At 43.4% G+C, this 20,004-nt stretch carries 17 protein-coding genes; 3 read left to right on the plus strand and 14 right to left on the minus strand.

The window, feature by feature from the left end:
• Positions 1 to 39: 39 nt before the first annotated feature.
• Positions 40 to 1,242 carry a hypothetical protein gene (locus A8O14_RS07865; protein ID WP_068949000.1) on the minus strand — a complete coding sequence of 401 codons (1,203 nt, stop codon included), beginning with the start codon at positions 1,240 to 1,242 and terminating at the stop codon, positions 40 to 42.
• Entirely contained in the window at positions 1,223 to 3,184 is a 1,962-nt protein-coding gene (locus A8O14_RS07870; RefSeq protein ID WP_068949001.1) for a hypothetical protein, read from the minus strand. The genes A8O14_RS07865 and A8O14_RS07870 overlap by 20 nt, the downstream gene beginning before the upstream one ends.
• 87 nt (positions 3,185 to 3,271) lie before the next feature.
• Between A8O14_RS07870 and A8O14_RS07875 the strand changes: the two genes are divergently transcribed.
• Positions 3,272 to 4,252, plus strand: a complete 981-nt coding sequence (locus tag A8O14_RS07875) for a DUF4238 domain-containing protein (RefSeq protein ID WP_068949002.1) — start codon at positions 3,272 to 3,274, stop codon at positions 4,250 to 4,252.
• 40 nt (positions 4,253 to 4,292) lie between these two features.
• On the opposite strand, the gene A8O14_RS07880 is transcribed toward A8O14_RS07875, so the two are convergent.
• The 4 genes from A8O14_RS07880 to A8O14_RS07895 are packed head-to-tail and all read right to left on the minus strand — an operon-like array spanning position 4,293 to position 7,175.
• Positions 4,293 to 5,594, minus strand: coding sequence for a terminase family protein (locus A8O14_RS07880; RefSeq protein WP_068949003.1), 1,302 nt, complete (start codon positions 5,592 to 5,594; stop codon positions 4,293 to 4,295).
• A gap of 3 nt (positions 5,595 to 5,597) precedes the next feature.
• Complete coding sequence (locus A8O14_RS07885) at positions 5,598 to 6,050, minus strand: hypothetical protein (protein ID WP_068949004.1); 453 nt, start codon at positions 6,048 to 6,050, stop codon at positions 5,598 to 5,600.
• Positions 6,047 to 6,289 (minus strand): hypothetical protein, encoded by a 243-nt coding sequence (locus A8O14_RS07890; protein WP_068949005.1) that lies wholly within the window; start codon positions 6,287 to 6,289, stop codon positions 6,047 to 6,049. Before A8O14_RS07890 ends, A8O14_RS07885 begins: the two co-directional genes overlap by 4 nt.
• Positions 6,279 to 7,175 carry a YdaU family protein gene (locus tag A8O14_RS07895; protein ID WP_068949006.1) on the minus strand — a complete coding sequence of 299 codons (897 nt, stop codon included), beginning with the start codon at positions 7,173 to 7,175 and terminating at the stop codon, positions 6,279 to 6,281. The genes A8O14_RS07890 and A8O14_RS07895 overlap by 11 nt, the downstream gene beginning before the upstream one ends.
• 817 nt (positions 7,176 to 7,992) lie before the next feature.
• Between A8O14_RS07895 and A8O14_RS07905 the strand changes: the two genes are divergently transcribed.
• Positions 7,993 to 8,298 carry a hypothetical protein gene (locus tag A8O14_RS07905; RefSeq protein WP_068949008.1) on the plus strand — a complete coding sequence of 102 codons (306 nt, stop codon included), beginning with the start codon at positions 7,993 to 7,995 and terminating at the stop codon, positions 8,296 to 8,298.
• Positions 8,299 to 8,318: 20 nt separating this feature from the next.
• Here the strand turns inward: A8O14_RS07905 and A8O14_RS07910 are convergent, their stop codons facing one another.
• The 4 genes from A8O14_RS07910 to A8O14_RS07925 form a co-directional block, all read right to left on the minus strand.
• Positions 8,319 to 8,765 (minus strand): 5' nucleotidase, NT5C type, encoded by a 447-nt coding sequence (locus A8O14_RS07910; RefSeq protein ID WP_216217821.1) that lies wholly within the window; start codon positions 8,763 to 8,765, stop codon positions 8,319 to 8,321.
• Positions 8,766 to 8,841: 76 nt separating this feature from the next.
• On the minus strand, positions 8,842 to 10,272 hold the full coding sequence (locus A8O14_RS07915) for a restriction endonuclease subunit S (RefSeq protein ID WP_068949010.1): 1,431 nt from the start codon (positions 10,270 to 10,272) through the stop codon (positions 8,842 to 8,844).
• A complete protein-coding gene (locus A8O14_RS07920) occupies positions 10,266 to 12,290 on the minus strand; it encodes an N-6 DNA methylase (RefSeq protein WP_068949011.1) in 2,025 nt (674 codons plus the stop codon). Before A8O14_RS07920 ends, A8O14_RS07915 begins: the two co-directional genes overlap by 7 nt.
• Before the next feature lie 133 nt (positions 12,291 to 12,423).
• Complete coding sequence (locus tag A8O14_RS07925; RefSeq protein ID WP_068949012.1) at positions 12,424 to 14,601, minus strand: GmrSD restriction endonuclease domain-containing protein; 2,178 nt, start codon at positions 14,599 to 14,601, stop codon at positions 12,424 to 12,426.
• A gap of 540 nt (positions 14,602 to 15,141) precedes the next feature.
• Here A8O14_RS07925 and A8O14_RS07935 point away from each other — a divergent pair.
• On the plus strand, positions 15,142 to 16,110 hold the full coding sequence (locus A8O14_RS07935; protein WP_068949014.1) for a helix-turn-helix transcriptional regulator: 969 nt from the start codon (positions 15,142 to 15,144) through the stop codon (positions 16,108 to 16,110).
• A 246-nt stretch (positions 16,111 to 16,356) separates the two neighbouring features.
• Here A8O14_RS07935 and A8O14_RS07940 read toward each other — a convergent pair whose 3' ends face one another.
• From A8O14_RS07940 to A8O14_RS07955, 4 genes are all read right to left on the minus strand, one after another.
• Positions 16,357 to 16,644, minus strand: a complete 288-nt coding sequence (locus A8O14_RS07940; protein WP_068949015.1) for an STAS-like domain-containing protein — start codon at positions 16,642 to 16,644, stop codon at positions 16,357 to 16,359.
• Positions 16,638 to 17,489, minus strand: a complete 852-nt coding sequence (locus A8O14_RS07945) for an ATP-binding protein (protein ID WP_228385056.1) — start codon at positions 17,487 to 17,489, stop codon at positions 16,638 to 16,640. The genes A8O14_RS07940 and A8O14_RS07945 overlap by 7 nt, the downstream gene beginning before the upstream one ends.
• Before the next feature lie 491 nt (positions 17,490 to 17,980).
• Entirely contained in the window at positions 17,981 to 19,138 is a 1,158-nt protein-coding gene (locus A8O14_RS07950) for a methyltransferase (protein ID WP_068949017.1), read from the minus strand.
• On the minus strand, positions 19,138 to 19,992 hold the full coding sequence (locus A8O14_RS07955) for a pirin family protein (protein ID WP_068949018.1): 855 nt from the start codon (positions 19,990 to 19,992) through the stop codon (positions 19,138 to 19,140). The genes A8O14_RS07950 and A8O14_RS07955 overlap by 1 nt, the downstream gene beginning before the upstream one ends.
• Positions 19,993 to 20,004: the final 12 nt, after the last annotated feature.

Below are 20,004 nucleotides of genomic sequence, written 5' to 3' on the forward strand. Positions count from 1 at the left end.
ATAAAGTATGTTAATTATATGATTTTATTGATATAAATATCAAATACCCATGTTTCCTAGGTGCTGAGCAATCCTATCCATCGGCTGTTCAGAACTAGCTACTGGCGCACCTAGAGTTGCTGTTCGCGCCCGTATAGGTTGCACATTCTGCAGGACTGAATGCCTCATGTTGGCAACGCTAGCAGTAGGCCTTTCGATTGCCTCATAGATAGATTCAATCATGGTTTGCCACTGCTCCGGCTGATTGTTCTGCACAAAGACCTGCATGTAAAACGGATCTGACATGTATTTGTTAAAGCAGATTGCCTTATCAATGTGATCGATTTCATCTGAGCGGGTATTCAAGAACTTGAGCATCTGTAGCTTCGCCTCTGAGACCAACTCGGAAGGTTTTTTCTGGCTATCAGCAATAGTCATCACATTACCTACAAGCTTGCTTTCAATTTCATATTTACGAATCGCATCCTGCAAGCTTGTAACTGTACATTCCAGATCTTCAACCTGTTTCTCTAGATCGCGCTTTTCATTAATGATTCTCTGTACACGCTCACATCCCCTCTTGGATTTGATACCGCCAGAAGATTCTGTATTAACACTAGGCTCGGCATCGGGAATCGAAACCGCGGACCCAGAGTTCAAAGCCCACTTCATTAGCTCTTCAGCTGTCTCAGCTTGAATATCAGTCTTTGGAAGTGTATCGACGGTAATGGCGACTGGTGCAGGCAATATTTCACCAAGGTCATGGGCTTGTAGTGGCGCCGTAACCTCTGTAGCAGGCATAAAGGCTGGCACATGCACTTCGCCCTTTACAGGTGTAAATATAGACTCAGGCTCTAGAGCTTCAGATTCCTCTTCTAATACTTCGCCCTCATCAATGTCCTCAGATAACTTGGTAAGAGATGCATTAGGGGCCTTACTTAAATCATCTAGTAAGTTGGTTGCTTGGGTCCGACTCTGACTCTTACGTTCCGCCTTTTGGGTTTGTTGTGCCTGAGCGCTACGCTCCTTATCTAATTGAGCGGCTTCTTGCCTAGCTTTTGCTTGCGCAATCAATTCAAGCGCACGCTCTTCCCTTGCCTTATTGCGCCTTGCAGCACTTTCGGCTGCATGCTTCTCATAAGCTTCTTTTTCAAGGCGCTCGCGCTCTTTCTTGGCCTCTCTATCCTGCACTCTTTGAATTGAACCACCCTTAGTGAGTACCTCTGATTTAAATCCCTCCACCTCATTTGCTACTTGCGTCATTGCCTGTCTCCTCTTTTAATAAGTTGCTGCTGTAATTCATTTCAGTGCCTGACTTTTGCTTTCGTTCAGAAAACCAATTCATTCCTAAGTTTGGGTCGTCATCGCGTGACCATCCCTCCGCTTGCCTTTCTACATTCGGTATAAATAGATTTGAATCGATACGATCGTCATATCGCAAGAGGGTCTCATGTAGGAGATTACGGATATGTTCGTAATCCATTCCTCTGGCTTGTAGGTTTTGCATCTGAATTGATAGATTCGTAATCATGGGTAAAACTTTGAGCCAGCTCTCTTTATCTTCTATGCCATCTGGTGCGCCGGTGGTACCTGCTCTTATGCGTAGATCGACCATGTCAAAGATTCGGTCTTTGGTGAGTTCTGGCCAGTCATAGGTTTTCTCCATGGTCATGACTAGCTCACCATTAATCATGGTGGTCTTGGTGCTTGGTGGCCCCATGTAGCGCTCCACCTGTTCTTTAGTAAGTTCCTGTAAAAGTACCTGGGCGCTGTATTGGGCAATCTCTTGTAACCAATCTTCGATCTGGTCCTTGAATTCAAATACGCGCCCAGATAAGGCTCTTTGTAAGATGTTGGCTTCGGTGGCTGTCTTAGGCCTAACTACCGTAGAGCGCGCAGCATCTTGCAAGCCAGTGACTTGTTCCCAGTCGTAACGCACTGCGCTGGTGTCATACACAACGGGGTCAATCTTGGGATGACCCCTGGGGACGATTACCTGGTTAAGTGGTTTACCTTCGGTATCAACAATCGTGATCTCACCAAAGCGTGAATCAGAGTGCTTCTTGATGGTCTTTTCATTGATGTCGGCAGAGGCTACCCACCCCGGAATACAGAGGTCTCGATGTTGATTGAATCGACCCCTAGCTTCGTTGTGTTCATCTTGCAAGCGCTCAGTCAGATCAACCAGGCTTGGGCCAACGAATTGACCATCGACCACTTGGTAAGGTAATAAGAAGAATGGGTACCAGCGCTCTCCGGCTCTTGGTGGTGAATAAGGTTCACGTAGCCATTCAGTCGCGCCCTCCACCATGGTGTAAACACGCTGGGTAGCCCTATCCCAGATCTCTAGTACTGCAATTTGTTGATCATCCATGACTGGGCCTGAACCAGCATTCATCTGCATTGAGGCTAGGCGTTTGGCTTTCTTATGAGATGGTTCGCCTTGGCCTGGCTGATATATCTTGGCATTGGCTAAGTTCTTTTTGTAAAGTGCTTCAGCCTGGCCACGCTTCATAGGGATGATTTGGCAGATCCAGTCCGCATCGGTGTAATCCCAGAACTCACAGATGGATGGGTCGATGAGGAGGTTTTCCGTGAGGACTCTGTCGATTACTAAGCCTTCGGCGGATTGCACTTCCGATTGTTCATGTAATGACTTGATGAGCTCTTCTAACTCTGCTCTCTTGGCATCATGATGATGTTGAGCATCGTCTTGAAGATCTCGAGCTAAGTCTTCCATGGCCAGGAGGTTTTCTTGGGCATCGTTGATGCGACCCTGGATATATGAATCCTTGCTTGGGTCTCGCTGATACATCACTTTGAGAATTCCGAAGCTACAGGTGAGCGCCGCCCTTACAGTGGACTTAGCTCGATTCTTGAGTTGAGCGTGTTCTAGCGCTCTATTGGTGACTTTCTCTAGCGTTTTACAAAAGAGTTTGATATCCGAGCCCGAGTGGGTTGGCGTAGTAGATATTTCTGGGTTGCGTGCATACACATTAGGTAACACTGCGGAGATGGTGCCGTGTATAAGGTTGGCTCTCAGGCTGTAGAAATCTTTGCCAGTAGGATCAGCATTCCAATTAAAGCCGGCTACTGTATTGCGGTTGTGCCTTACGCGCTTATGAAATGTTGCCCAGTGAGCGCGCGCATGCGTGATGCGGGCGGTCCATTTTTGCTGGAGGGGTTGTGGATTTTGGGTTGCCATTCAAAGGTTATAGAATGGTTAATAAAAAGTAGAGTATTTATTTAAGATTTATCTTGGCAAGAAAATTCATAACCAATTAAAAAGCCCGTGGAAGATTCTGAAAAAAACATACCCATAACCCCAAAACTTTCGGGACCAAAAAGACAGCACTTCATTCCACGCTTCTACCTCGAAGGGTTTTGCCAAAATGGACTGCTTAGTCTCTACGACCGAGTTGAGAATGCCTACCGTGATCAAACGCCTCTCAATACCACGGCAATAGGTCATTACTACACATTTACAGATCAGGAAGGTCGACGTAGGTTCGACCTTGAGTACTTAATGTCTGATTACGAGGGCAAGGCTGCCCCGATCCTAAAAAAACTTTCTCAACGTGAAGAAATTTCAGATGAGGAACGTAGCGACATGTCAATTTTTATCGCAATGCTTGGGTTTCGCATTCCAGATCAAATTGATTCGCTGAAATCAGCTAATGGAGAAATGATAAAAAAAGTATCACGAATGATGTTTGGAAATCTAGATCAGGCGAAAAAAATTATTAGAGAAAATCCTGAAAACATAAAACTTACAGAAGAGGAGATTGAAAATCAAGCCGTGATAATGGCTAATTTTATCGAAGATGGTAATTACACTGTGGAAACGGATCACCAATGGATTATGGGTATGTCTATCAACATGTTTCTCCAGGTTGCTCCGATTTTTTCCCAAAGAGACTGGGTTATTTTACACAGCACATCGGATAAAAAATCATTTGTCACCAGCGACTCCCCTCTAACCTTAACAACTATTCAGCCAAGGCAAAATGATTTTTGGGGTATTGGCTACGCAAATAGCGATGCACTGGTAATTTTTCCTCTTTCTAAATCTTGTGTTTTAGTTATGCATGGCTCTGATGGAAATTTATCCCATAGTTCTATTTCTAACAAAGAAATTAGGGAGGTGAATTGCCTCACAGCAGACAGATGTCAACGGTTTCTCATGGGGCAAGATGAGGCATTAATTCGCTCGCTTGTGAGCCATACAGGGATTGACAATAAAAAGTGGGGGCCAAAAATTAAGGTATCTTGAGAGTTCGCACGACCGACTTTAGATTTATCTTGGCCTAGATTCACACTTTTCTCGCCCTCATCACACCATACCTAGTTGCATCCCAAGCATGATCTTCAGAATCGGTATCTACATCCTCTGGATTTAAGGAGTCTGGCGGTAATTGGGGGATAGTTCTTAACCAATGCTTACAGGTTGAGAAGATCTTGAGTCTGTCTTCAGCTAACAGCCGAATGATTTCTTGAGCTCCATTTATCCTGCTTCTTGGAGCGTTGTAGGCCTCAGTCCATTTCACACCCTTATCCCTGAAGATTTGTCCGATCGATCTCTCTGCCCCTATCTTGGAAAAGATGGATGGGTCAGCTAGGTTCATGCGGTATTCATAACCAAGTCGTTGGTCATGCATCTCTATCTTCTTGATCTTCTCCGCTACTACGGTGGCATCTTCTCTTGTGCCCGTGTTTTCTTTATCTCCATACCCATAAAGCTCTCTCCATAGGTAATAGACTCCATCATTGGATAGCGCAAACCAATACACGGCGTATGGCCGGGCATATCCCCAATCCATTGAGCGCCACACTTTCCATGTTGGTGGAATTGCGAAGGGTTCTACAACATGTTTTGAGGGCTGCCATACGCCTTCCAAGAAACTTCCCACGTGGATATCCCAATCACCTTCTAACCAGGCTCTGCGCCTGTTTGGATCGCTTAGTGACTCTAGGCTCATCAGGTAGTTGGGGTCGTTTTTTAGGAGATGGGTGTTCTCATAAATCGTCGAATGAATTCTCACTCTTGGTAGCGTACCTTCTTGTCGAATGATCTGTCCTGCTGGAATGGCCCCAATCTGAAATCTTTCCTTTACTGACGCATGCCCTACTCCAAATGGATTGCATGTTGCCCTCACCATTCTTGGCATGCCGGGCTGGGATGACCTACAGGTGGAATGCATTGCTTCGTAGAACGAGAGGTTGCGCCAATTTGTGAGCTCTTCAAATCCTAGCCAGGGGTATTCATGGCCATGGTAATTCCAGTAGTCGTCTTCGTTAGCTCCATAACGAAAGTACAACATTTCTCCTGTGGGCCACTTCCAGACATAGTCAGATTCATTGAACTTGGCACCAGGGAAGATTTGATAGAACCAGCGCTTACTCTTGGCTACTACGTCAGCTAGTTGCGGGTAAGTTAAGCGAAATAATGTACCGCGCCAATGATCGCCAAATCCTCTGCCTACGTGCTGTGCATAGCTCATGAGCAGGGTATCGGTCTTACCCCCTCCTCGGGTGCCCTCTAGCAATACTTCATACACAGGGCAAGTCAGAAACAAAGTCTGACTACCGGGCAATGGTGCCCAGATGGTTTTCATGGACTAGTGTTTTGCTTGGGCGGTTTGCTCCCAATCATCCATACTCATCGCCCCTGGCACTACCAAGACCCCACTTTGAAGTGGCGCCCCATCCTTGCCGGTATGCTCTATTGCAGATAGGCGCGGGTGAACATAGGGGGCAGCGTGTCTTGCGATGGTGGCAGCCATGTTCAGAAGCTTGATTCGACTCTCGGTGATCATGATGTCATGATCATGACCTGCACCTTCATGAGCATGATCATCATGCTTAGTGCAGTTTTCAGCCTCCTTGTAGAGCTCCATCATGGTTCTCATCATGACTTCTAAAGGTGTAATGCCCTGCGCGGCGGCTACCTCTGCGATTTCACGAGTCCTCTTGGTGAGGCTGCCCTCTTTACGCCCTGCTCCTGGCCTAGCTCCTCCTTTATTTGCCGGCTTTGCTTTTGGCTTTGATTTCTTTTGATTGTTTTCAATCATGATGATGCTTCTGATCTTCTGATCATCTTCAAAAGATGAGGTTGCAATGCCACTGAATCACCAAAAGGTTCATCAAACTCAATGATGATTCTCTGAAATAGGTCATGACGACTTTGGGCCCCACGATGCTTTACAACTGTGCCTATTCGGCCACTTGGGGTTTTAACGATTGATCCGATTGGGAAATCTTCCATATCGGGTCGATCAATGATTCCAGCTATACCTAAGTTAGCTTGCATGGGAAGCCTCCATTGTGGCTGGGATCTCTTTTCTCTTACGCAGCTCAGAAAAGATTCTGGTTTTAAAAGAGTCATAACTCTCCGAGCCTTGAGCTCGCATTCCGAGTTCTCGTCCCTTAAGGTCAATTCCCTCATTCGATTTCCACCAGGTATCTTCGGAAGAATCTAGGGCTTTCCTACGTATCCCTTTGAGAATGGCCAGAACAAATCCGGTGTTGATCGGGGTAGAGCTTGATGCCCTCCTTCGCATTTCCTTTGCCTGGGCAATAGCCTCCTCAAGCTCTTCAACGGTTAGGGCTTGTTGAATCAACTGAGCAATACGCTCATCGTCTACTCCAACATTCAAACCCTCCTTTTCAAAAAGAGTTTGAATTTGTTTTTTCCTTTCACCATCGGCTTGTAAAACTTTTTCGATTTCACCCCCATTGTTTTGTTTGTCTGGTGTATGGAGATTGGTGACTGGTGTTTGGTGTCTGGTGTCTGGTGAGCATTGCGTTCGCAATGCGGTCGCAATGCGAACGCATGCATTGTGAGGTTCAGTTTCTTGGCGCAGATCATCTGCTTGAAATGCTTGCCAACGACCTTCAGCACTCCGTCTAGCCTTGTTTTGCTTATCTTTAAAGCGGGCTATTTCATGATCACAGCGCACTTGTCTCCAACCATCATCAGTGAGGGTAAAAAATTCATTTAGGACAGAGACAACTGAATTTTTTTCTTCTTTTGATCGTGCATTAATCAATCGTTGCACTAGCCTCACATCAATCGGCAATGGTTTTTCTGTGGCGTAATACTTTCTAATTAAACGGCTATAAGTAGCGTCTTCGATAAAGGTCAGATGTGCAGTAGCTTCTGCGTAATCTCCAATGTGATGCTCGTAGTAGTTCATTTAATACTGCCTCCGCGTTGTTCTTTTCTTGCAAGAAATAATTAATGCAAGAGATGAATCTAACAATCGGAAAGCGTATCGTCAAACGCGTTTTTTCTGAATTTATTTTTAATTTATTTATTTAACAAATGTCTGTAATCCTATTTTGAAAAATTCGTGAGAATTTATTTCTTGATATGAAGTCTTCATTGATCTACGCGTGTCCACCACTCTCTTAGCTCTATCAGAATTTACTGACCGGGCTGTAGCACTTTATTTAATTGGCTTTTGTTACTTCTATGAATAAATATTTTTTTGTAGTCAAAAATTAATTTGTGTTTATAGAGTGGGTATTGACTTTTGATTGACCACCTAAATTTCATTGGCTACATTGCAACTCAGTAGCACACAGATTCACTTACAACAACACACAAAAGGAGAAGAATTTAATGGTGGCAATTCGGTTATATAGCTTGTATCGCTCTTATGGATACACAAAAATGAGTTCTGCGAAGATGGCTTTGCAGGTTTATCGAAAAAATATGAAGCGCGCCCGCCATGGGGGTAGCTGTGAGTAATACGAATCCACAAACGCCACCTATAACCCTAATGAGAATTCCACAAATACTAAAGGTGATGCCAGTTTCGAAGTCTAAGTTCTGGCTGATGGTTCAGAAAGGTGAGTTTCCGAAACCAACCAAAATAGGAAGATCGTCTTTTTGGACGATTGAGCAGGTTCAAGCTTACTTGCGTGAAAGGACGGGTCAATCCACCAATTGAAACATGGCTATCTCCTGAGCTTATGCTATCTATCCTACGGAAAACTCAGGAGATATCTATGCAAACAGGTAACCTATCTAAACCATTTAGCGTTGACGTATTTAGCGATCGTAAACCCTTAAATGGAAGCCCATGGTTAAGGATTGGAGAGTTTGATGAGGTTGGTGAAGCTGTAGAGGCTTGCAAGAAAGTAGTCGATGAATTCCTAAGCAAACAAAGACCAAAATTAAAAAGCGCAGAAGATTTGCAGTTTGATTATCTAAATTATGGCCCAGTGCCCTGCATCATTGGCGCAGAAAACCCTAAGACATTTGAGTTTTATGAGTATCTCAATAGACGATGTATTGAGTTAGGCCAGCAATAGCCCAACCTCGAGCTCCGTTACTAGACCCTAGTCTTTAGATAGTTCACTACTGATTCCCAATCAGGAAAATCAGGAGTGGCAAAGTGAATATGCTCACCCTTAAACCGATCTACTCCATTCTTAAGGCGGTCATCGACTAAGAAATCTCCATCATTTAGATTCTTATGGTGACTTAGGATTAAGCGTTTGTATGCTGGCTTACCTAGATAGTCTTTTACCCATAGCAACTTATCAGACCATGCACTCGGATTATCCCAAGGTGCGGTTGAAAGAATATAGGTATCGAACATGGTCGCCAACTCTTCATATGCAGCAATTGCTCCTGGAATTGGATCCATCAAATAGAAGATACCTGGAACTTCATCCAATCGATCTTCGTACTGGTCTTGTAAGTGTTCAGGGGTTCTTGCGATGCCTGATGGGAAATCCACCAATACGTTATCCATATCTATGTAGAGTGTTTTCAAATTAACACCTCAAGCAATTACGATGTCTCATTTCCATAGCGGCAGACAAGACAATGTTAAGTAAATAAACCGAACATCAATTGAAGCTAAGCCCTAAAACCTCTTTATTAAAAATATTTAGTGCTTCCTGCTCCAACTCAAATGCTTCAGCCCTTTTGTCATTTGCAGCCAATACCAATTCACCAATTTGGGCCATTAATGGCTCATCGACAAGGGGAACCAGAACACCACCAATATGTGTAGCATCCACTTCATCAACAACGGCTCCATATGTAAATCTCTTAATAAGTTCCTTTGCGTAATCAGTGGAGAGCCAAGCATATAGATAACCCCCAATCACAGATGACGAAGGCTGCAGACGAATCACATGCTGACTGGAGGTCCACCCCTCCCAGTGCCTAGGGGCAATGGCAACTTTTCCAATTGTTCCAGAGCAAGTAATCATTACTTGATTTTGATGAATGGTGAGTTGATCTTTGATTCTTGGACCATGGCCCTGTAAAGATAGATTTTTTCCCGTTCTAGGATCCAATGTTCCAAGCTCTTTACCCCCCAAAAATGGAACGCCAAATCCATCCTCAACATAGATTCTCTTAAATCTACCTGGCAATATTATTTCGTTAACAAGCTTTTTATCACCCAAACTCGAAATAGAGTGTGAAGACTTAACCAGCAGACTCTCAATTGCATTGGCAAGTGGATTGAAATATGAGCCGTCTAATCGCTCATCTAAGTTCCGAGGTGATACTGTCCAGTTTAATACCCCGGCTTCAGTTTTGTATAAAGATAATTTAATGTTGGATAACTCAGGAAGATTAATTGCCTTTATTAATTTACTTTGAGCCTCACTGATCAGGGAATTAGACTCATCACGGTATTCAAAGGATTGAAGAATCATATCGCTAATGCGATCAACAAGCTCCTCACTTGGTACTGGAACTTGGATTTCATACAAATGCTCTGGTTCAATATGCTGTATTACTGCACCATAGTTACTTGTGGTTAACAAGCAGTGCCCAATACTTGACCTAAGAAATGTATATATGTAACCAGCGCCCACTTCTTTTGAGGCATTCATTCTAATTAGATCATGACTAAATACTGCGCCGTCAAGAGTATTGCCAACCATAGAAACCTCACCAACCGTACCAGAGCAAGTTAATAAAATTTGATTCTTCTTTACACGCAAAGGATCAAATTCATTTGGCTTAAACCCCGAGAGGAATCTTGCAGGCGTGGGACTTAAATCATTCAGCTGAGATGGCTGATAAAAAGGTATGCCTGGCTTATCAACATAAGGCCTCTTAAAACGAGGGCGATGATAAGCTTCCGTCAAACCTCCAACTCCTGCGAGGGGCACCTTTCTCCAGGGGCAGCCAGAAATTACTTCGCGAGCCTGTCTTGCTTCAATATTGAAGACACTTGCATCCAAGCGCCCTCCGGCCATTTGGACCTCAGCAAGAGTTACGGAGGTGTATCGAAATAATCCAGATGTTGCATTTACCATTGCAATCCTTCAGCAGACTTCCATTCAGCAAAAACGGCTGGTACGTATCGAGTCTGGTCATCAACAACCTTCTCTTTTCGTTTTTCTAACTTCAATACACCGTCATCTTGAGGAACATACTCCTCAATATCAACGAGAATCTCATTCCCATGATCATCTCTCTTATAGACAGTATTGCCGCGCTTATCATGGCCAACCTTATCAATAATAGCCATGAATACATTGGTTCCTTGAGTAAGCCCTATCTTGACCTCACTACTTTTCTCAGTAATGGTTTTTTTCTGCAGAATTAAAATGGAAGTTTGAACCCCTGTATGTGGTTGGAATGCATCTTGATGTAAATCAACGCTTGCAACTACTCGAGTTTCAGATAAGAGCCACTGGCGAATAAAGCCGAGGCCCGGCGACCCCAAGATACTATCAGGCAGAACAATAGCCATCCTCCCGCCAGGGGTTAGAAATTGAATGCATCGCTCAATAAAGAGTTGCTCAGGAGGCACCCCTCCTTGCAGGCGATCAGTTTTAACCCACTTTCCACCCTTACTTTTTGGCTTTTCCCAAATGTAACCCAAGTCATACTGCTCCAAGATATGGCTATCCTTAATCAAGATTTTGCTGCCAAAAGGTGGGTTGGTAACTATTACATCGAACTGAGCGAGATCTTTCGCGCTTCTTACATCAGACTCTTTTAAATGTTTAGCAGAATCAACCTGACCTAAATTTAAACCATGAGCCAAGGCAGCCCTAAATTCAGCAGACCACATGTAAGGCGGAAGCAATGAATCAGCGGACAGCATATTTCCACTTCCATCGTTATTCATCACCATATTCATTTTTGCCGCCTTGGCGAGCTCTGGGGTGATATCAATACCAAAAAAGGAGCTGCTAACTATTTCCGAGACTCTGGAGTCATATTGACGCAGCTCCTCTTGATTCCAGTTTTCTCTTGAATTTCCGCAATGGGCAACAAATGCATTTTCCATCGTCCTCAAAACTCGCAATAACGCGGTAACAATGAAACCTCCAGTACCACACGCTGGATCAAGAGTTCTCTCATTTACCTGAGGATTTACCATATCCACAGCCATATGCATAATATTTCGCGGCGTGAAGAATTGGCCCCTATCCCCTTTTAAATTGCTACCAACAATTTCCTCATAAGCCTTTCCCTTGATATCAATATCCGTAGAGAGTAATGAATAGTTCTGAAGCTCTGCAACAACCCTAACTAAACTTCGTGGATTTAGCTCAATTGCCTCTGAAGCATTAAAAATTTGAGGAAATTTAGCCTTCACCTTACCAAAAATTGATTCAATTCTTTTCTTACATGCAATTTGCCCATCTGGATCATTTAATTCATTCGGTTTTACGTAAAACTCGAGATCATTCAGAATATTTTTTTCGTCAGATATTTTGCTAAATATTATTTTCAACAACTCAAAAAATGCTTTTTCTTTTTGAAAGCCATCAATTGCATGTATTTGGTTATGGCAGGTTTTAAAGGCATAAAGTAAAACATCGCCAACTGCTTTATCTAACTCGCTTCTCTTTCTGAAATTTGTTTTTAATCCAGTGGCAGAGGGGATATCTACTTCCTCAATAAATCCCAGACTACCGTCTGGCTTAGTGACCTTTCGCCACACCTCTCTATGTCTTCCATTGGTCCATAACCCCCACTCACAATTTAAGCAGGCGGCCATGTAACTTTGAAGCTGGCCAACACCCTCTTTTTTATCTTTTGGGCTTATAGATTCTTTTTTGCATTCAACGGCAATCTCAACATTTTCTTGAATTTGTGAAATGCCATCCTTAAAGATGCTAATGTCTATTCGTGGCTTTGCAGAGCCTAGCTTAATTCCATATTCAACTTTTATTCTTGACTTTGGATAGTGCAAGGAATTTACAAGTCTCTTGCTAATATTTTGACGAACACGTTCTTCAGGCGTGTCAGGACGAAATTTACCATCAATAAAATCTACGATTTTGTTGTCTGGAACAACGATATCGATTTCAGACATAATCTTTTATTCTTTCTAAACTGGAACAATTAAGCACGTGAAATGGAAAACTATACAGGAGGTAGGCCAATCAACTCTTACAAACCTACCCAAGGCTGATTCAGTCTCCTAATCAAATTTTATAGCGACTTTATTAAACTCCATCCTCATCGTCACTCTCAATATCATCACCATCAACCATTAACTGGTCTAGGTATTGCGTGCGCACATCTCGTAGAGACTGTTTAGTGAGGGGGTTCAATAACCAAAAGCCCCATCCGTTAATTGCCCTCTTTCTGAGAAATTTACCTGCACCAGATGGTGTATCAGAAATGTTGTCACCAATGCCAATCGAGCCATCCTGAAGAATCACCGCAGTTTCGTCTATAGATTTTGAATCGCTGGGATAAAGAACTTGACCTGGATGCAAAAGATCAGCGGCAATCAAGTCCTGAATGGTCACTCTAATCGTACTTACTTCCTTTTTAGTTCTCGCGCTTGATTGGTGCCCAGGCGGGACTGGCCATATCGCCAGGATGTCATCAATCAAGCCTTCTGTTCGGGCATCAATCTTCCCCTCATCCCAAACTAAACCAGCATCATCAGTAACAGATCTATTTAGAAATAAAACATCACGCTTTAGCAGACTGGGCCTTTTACCCTCTTCGCCACCCCATGAGCCATTAGATACAGAGCTATTTAACTTGCTACTAAGTAAAGTTAAGTTCCCCAGCTTATGAATACGATCATTGCGATTTTGCTCCGTATATCCATCCGTTAATGGCCAATGCCTCTCCCAGCTCTGAGGCATAAGATGTTCAATTGCATAAGTACCGCGTCGGACTCGCACACCTGACATGGAAACTTGATCTCCAATCCAGCCGCGACGGTAATCTTCGATTGCCTCCAGCACCATCCTTAACCTACCGCGCCCAATCTTTCTGTAAATCATTAAATTAGAAAGCTCGCTCTTAACTTCCTTGTCATCCGGCCAATAGGAGCTATCACTCGTTTGATTTGAGAGGAATGCTCTTAAGGCACTACTCAGTTGTCCTGTTGGAGTTTTCTGAATGACCTTGATCATCTCAGTCATAATTTTGTTATAGGCTTTAGTTGTGCCCCTTACCAACATCCGCCTAATAAGCCATGACTCAATAATCTCTAAAGATGCATTGATGTCATTAAGGTCTATTTGATCTTGGTCTCTATCAAATATTGCCAAGAGCACTGGCTTTACAACCTCCATCTCCATTGCTTTAGTTCGATATAGGAATAGGCCAATACGGTCTATAGCGCCCTCAAGCACATCACCCCTATCAATAAAATCTTTGTACTTAATTGATGCCCCATGAATTCTTGCCAATAGTTCGGGCATTGTCATAGGCGCAATATCGTAATCTGCAAAAGATTTAAATCTTGAAAACACCTCCCTAGATACAATTTCCTCGGTGGTTTGGCAGATTAGCCAATGGTTCAAAAAGATGGATGATCTTGGTGCTTTGACGCGACCAACGCTAATCTCCTGCTCCCAAAATCCTGTTTCAAACTGTTTCCAGTGATTGGAGTAAGAGCTTTCAATATCCGCACCCTGCTCTAATAGCCTTTGAAAAACAAAATTCTTAATAAGGTCTGCGGCAGTTAACTGAGAGCCTCTGGCGTTAAGGGTCTCAAAGATCTCTTGGGCGTTTTCACTAGCATTTAAGTCGATCACCACGATCTGAAGTAATTCTCGCGTTGTACGCTCAATAGCCTTTACACGTGCCGGAATCTCATCAGCCCCACCCTCATTTAGCCACCGCTTAAATTGCTCGGAAAAGAATTGATGAGCAAGCACTAGCTTTGAGCCTTTATTCTTGAGGCTCTGGTAAGTAGCTGGCATATCCATAGCCATTACTTCATTAAAGGCTTGACGATCTTTATTAGTTGGCCAAACCTTAAATTGATCCTCATGATGATCGCAATATTCTTTGGGATTCCTAATAAGCAGCTCTAGTCTTTTTGATGCATCAGACTCACCGACTAAATTAATTTCAGCGTGTAAAGAGTCAAGCAAGATTTGCAATGTAGTTAGTCTTTGCTGGCCATCAATAACTGTTCTTTGCTGGAGATTCCCCGGTGGATTTTGAATCTGCTGAAAGACTACTGCGCCCAAAAAATGAGGCTGCTGTTGGTCTGAGCTAGCTAATAGTCGATTTGCTATCCTTTCTAAATCCTGCCACAAGGGCATCCATTGACTCTCCTGATTCCAGACATATGGTCGCTGAAAAAGTGGCACCAGCAACCTCTGGGGTTGCATAAAAATCTGCTGCGGAGTTTTAACTAGTGTATCCATATTCTCAACCCGCTACTGGGGCTCTAAATTAACTAATTTATTGGTCTTATTAGCATATTAAGGCATTAAAAATTACCTTCGTTTATCAAAATGGATCCACGTCCTTTCCTAACTATCTAGCGCCGTACGTAAGATTGAATATACGATTTTCGGAGATTTTCATTGCTGGCATTAATCAAGCCTGCATTTTGCTGAAGTACCGCCAATGGCTCCTGAATTAGGTTTTTTTCCGGCCGATATCGATTTCCATTTGAATCCCTCAATTTGAACTTTGGTAGACCCAGGATCTTTGCGCTATCCACGAACACGGCTACAGCCAAGGGACGATTGAATGGAATTGCGTCTTTGCCGCTTGGAGATACCTGCAATGGCAGCATTGTGATTAAAACTAGCGCACTGGTTAGCATTTGGCTCTTTTGTGAAATTTAGTAGATTTTTCATTTTCTTGAGCCTCTAGCTCAAAAAATGAGCTATAAAGTCCTTAAAGTTATTAAAACAATAAATATGTGAATGTTTGATCTTTAAGATACTGGAGATGGTATGAGCGATATGGAGCGGCTGCACCGCATTAAGTACATGATTCAGCAGCGTAAATGTGTGCCTCGCGAGGACTTTCTGTCTGAGCTAGAAATCTCCCCTGCCACCTTCAAGCGTGACCTGGAGTATCTGCGTAGCCGAATGCAGGCGTCCATTGTTTACGACCGATTCCTGGGTGGCTACAAGTTTGAGAATTCCTCATCGATCGAGAGGATCGAGATGCCTGGACTCTGGTTCTCCGAGAAGGAGGCTACGGCCTTAGTGCTAATGCAGCACTTACTCTCTTCGCTCGATCAAGGCGGCTTAATTGGACCCCATATTGAACCTCTTACCGCAATTATTGATGGAATTCTGGGTCAGAGTGATGCCACAGCCAAAGAGCTGCGCAAACGCATCAAGGTCATTGGTATGGGTTCGCGCAAGAACTCGATTGAGAACTTCTCTGAAATTGGTGCAGCCTTATTAAAGCGTAATCGCCTTCAGATTACATACTACTCCAAAAGTAAGGATGAGAATACGGTCCGTGAAATCTCCCCGCAACGCTTAATCTATTACCGTGAGAACTGGTACCTCGATGCGAATTGCCATTTGCGCAATGATTTGCGGAGCTTTTCGGTAGATGGTATTCAGAGTGCGGTACTGACCAACAAGAAAGCTCAAGAGGTTTCTGAAAAAGAATGTCAGGAGCACTTTGCGCAGAGCTATGGCATCTTCTCAGGTAAGGCGACACAGAGAGCTAAGCTTCGCTTTACTCCAGAGCATGCAAGGTGGGTATCGGGCGAGCATTGGCATGGCCAACAAGTAGGCAACTTTGATAAAGATGGTTATTACAACCTGGAGTTTGATTACAACCAAGATCCTGAATTAGTCATGGATATCCTGAAACATGGATCTGGCGTTGAGGTGATTAGTCCGGCTAGTTTAAAAAATAAGGTTAAGGCTGAACTTAAGAAGGCAATAGAATTATATTAATAGGCGGGGGGCGAACTTCGGGCATCTCAATAATTTTGAGCCGTATTTTGCTGGTGGGTAGAAGCCCTCAAAAAAAACAAAGCCCCGTGGTTAGGGGCTATTCTATCGGTCTTGGCAGAAATGAGAGATGGCAAACTCCATATGTCGCATAACCAAGAGAATAGAGATACCAAAAAAGATATTTAAATTGGAATTTTGGGCAACAAAAACCCCGCCGTAGCGGGGTTTTTGTGTTGATAGTAGTTTTTAGTGCCTGGTAGATGCAAACAGCAATCTGCTCTTAATTAAATCGTTGATAAATTTTGTGGAATCCACGATCTTCAAATGTTGCTGAATATTCTGGATTGAAGTTACCTCAAGCAGGCGTACAAAGGCTGAGTTTATAAATGCTGAAGGGGTTGCGGGGATCTCTTTAAATGAAACTACAACATCTTCTCCCGCAGCTACTTTTTCAGAAATAAGCTTAAAAATAACCTCTCCATCGGCATAACTAGATGCGGAAGGGACGAGGTCTTTAATGTGTATATTTACCATTGGAATTCCTCCTTTTCAAGGCTACTTTCAGTCATTTTCATTGTATCAGTGCGTAATAAAACCTGCACCATAGTGCCTGGATAATATCCCTTTGGAATGGATCGAGAGGTTATATTTGGGGCTTTTGGGCCCATGGTTGCAGATAAATAGCCCATTCCAGAGTGAATTAGCACTACACCATCATTCTTTTGGGCAACAAATTTGACAAGCATTGTAAGGCCCGCGCCGCGATTTCTTACGTTTGATTGAGTGGTAAACCCCTCCTCAACGGCCTGTTTTAGGGCATCCTTATCGGACATGCTTGGGTAGATAGTTCTTACGTTCTCAGGAATCCCATGCCCAAAATCAGCAATGGCAATGCTAATTTGATTTTTTCTTGGAAAGTGTTGGGCAAAAAAACATCCTATCTTTACCCCAGAGTGAAAGATGATGTTGTGAAAAATCTCTTCCAAATGAACCCTGATTAGATCAAGCGGATCTCCGCCTATATTCGCCCTTTCTCCAATCCATGGAATTAAGGTGTTGAGAAGATAAGACTGCTGCTTTTCCTCCGGAAGAATATGAAGTGGGATGGTAGTGTCTCTAACTTTACTGCCTTCAAAAATATTCTGTTTGAGGTAGTACTTGAAAAACCCAGCATCATCAAGAAACCTTAGGGCTCCACTACCATGCTTATGATTTTTAAAGTAAATATTCAGTCTTTGTAGCTTGAAATACTCTATGAGATTGGAGAGAGTTACTATGCCCTCTGGTTCAATAAATTCAAGCGCAGAAAAGTCAAAATAGATCTTAGCGCCTTTTGCGTTTTTATTGCCGTCAATTAAATTTTCGATGAAATCGATCATCGTATCTTTATTGAAAGACTGTGGTAAAGCTATGTTTAGATCACCCTTACTTAATATTTTGAAAATCATTCGTACCTCATTAGATTTTTGTTAATTATTACATTGGCTGGGGCAAGATCTTTACTCAAGCTCTAGTATTTTTAACCGGCCCTTTAAAAAAGAGGGATCGCTGCAATTTCAGCTAATGTTTTGATGGTGGGTAGAGGAGCCCTAAAAACAAAGAGCCCCATACTTAGGGGCTCTGCTGCCGTATGTGGCGGAAGAGGTGTACGTATGGTTCTTTTTCTATCGCCAACCCTTCCAGAATCTGAAGACAATTAAATCAAATTGTACGAATTAAATCTGGGGGTATTTTTGGGGGCACTCTTTGAAATTCGTACCTTTTCGGTAATATGTAACCCACTGTTTTTGATCTAGAAAATGGGGTTTAGTTCGATCTCCGCCGACCCACCAATTAAAGCAAGCCCCTCTGAATTTTGGAGGGGTTTTGTTTATCTGCTAGCCAAGCGCCAAAGCGACGTGGTCTCTTTCGCTCTTGCAAGATGCAGCGCATCTGTTTTATCAAAAGCTTTTGGATGCTGCGGCTTGGTATCTAATCGAGCAATCACTTTCAGTCCTGCAGACTCAATCCAAGAGAGTAAATCCTCTCTAGTACGCAAACCTAAGTGCTCAGCTAAGTCCGACAAAATTAACCAGCCCTCACCCTCAGGCAACAAGTGTTCTTTTAAATTATTGAGAAAGCCTTTGAGCATCTGACTATCTGGGTCATAGACAGCATGCTCTAAAGATGAGCTTGGTCTTGCCGGCAACCAAGGTGGGTTGCAGACAACAAGCGCAGCCCTGCCCTCCGGAAATAAATTGGCTTTCTGAATCTGAATGTGAGACCCCAAGTTTAGTTTCTCAATATTGTCTTTTGCACAAGTAATCGCACGATCATCCTGATCAGTTCCAATAATCTTTTTGATTTCTCGCATCGCGAGCACTATAGATAGGACACCCGTACCAATGCCGATATCAAATGCTATAGAACTTTGTTTGAGCGCACCGGGAAGTGGCGCCTTCAGCACAAGCTCAATATATTCGCCACGGATAGGTGAGAACACGCCATAGTGAGGATGAATCCGAATCTCTTCGTCATCTCTTACCAAAATGGGCACACCCTTCTTACGCCATTCATGAGCACTGATGACACCAAGTAATTCACGTAACGAGATGACATAGGATTCACTTTTTTTCCCATATGCCTCAACACAGGCCTGAGCAACATCTGGAGCGCGTCTTAGGGAAATAGTGTGATCTGCATTTACTTGGATCAGTAGCATCCCTAAAATGCGGGCGCGCTGTGACTGAGATAAACGATGCAAATTAAAAGTGTCTAAAGGAGTTTTTGTTTTCTCTTTTGCAACTCTATCGGCTCTAGTTGATTTCTTAGAAGGCTTATCCACTCTCCTCACCAATGCTTGCAGCAATTGGCGAGCGTTTTGAAAGTCACCACGATAAAGAATAGCCGCACCCTCACATGCCAAACGGTAAGCGATATCAGCTGTTAGGGTATCGTCACCAATCTGAATTTTTTTATGCGGCGCAATTCCGTTCTCGGAATGCCATTTTGCGGTACAAGTTTGCCCGCCCTCATCCCATTCGATCATCAGGGGACCACAAAACGATTATTTTGATAATCGTCAATTGCCTGTTCAATTTCAGCTCGGGTATTCATCACAAAGGGGCCATATTGCACAACAGGCTCTTGCAATGGCAAGGCTGCTAGTAAGATGAACTGTGCGCCTTCGGTGCCTGCTTTTGCCTTTAACAAATCACCATCACCAAGAACAATCGCAGCCTGCCGAGGTACAGCGCGCATTGGGCCACCAATCCCTAAGTCACCTTCATAGATGTATACAAATGCATTGAGTTCTTTAGGAATGCGATGCTCAAATTCTGCATTAGCAGGTAAATGCACATCCAAAAATAATGGGGCTGTAGTAATACCTTGAATGGGGCCTTGAATACTGCTTCCTAGATGCTCATAGGAGCCAGCAATGACCTTTACCGTTCCGCCATTAACTAAAGACGTCTTCGGAATATCTTCAACCTGAATGTCTTTATAGCCAGCGGGCTTCATCTTCTCTTTTGCTGGTAAATTAATCCACAGTTGAAAACCGCGCATTGCACCGCTAACCTGTTGTGGCATTTCCGAATGAATGATTCCGCGCCCTGCCGTCATCCACTGCACGCCACCAGTCTTCAGATGCCCTTGATTACCTAAATGATCTTCATGCAACATGTGACCCTCAATCATATAAGTCACAGTCTCAAAGCCACGATGGGGATGCGCTGGAAATCCTGCAACATAATCATTTGGATCATTCGATGAAAACTCATCGAGCATCAGGAAAGGATCTAACCTCACCTGCTGCTGACCACCTAGACTGCGGCGCAACTTGACACCCGCACCATCTGATGTCGCAATGCCAGGAATAATGGTTTGAATATTGCGAATCATCAATGTGTTTTT

The sequence above is a fragment of the Polynucleobacter wuianus genome, assembly GCF_001659725.1.
Lineage (GTDB): Bacteria > Pseudomonadota > Gammaproteobacteria > Burkholderiales > Burkholderiaceae > Polynucleobacter > Polynucleobacter wuianus.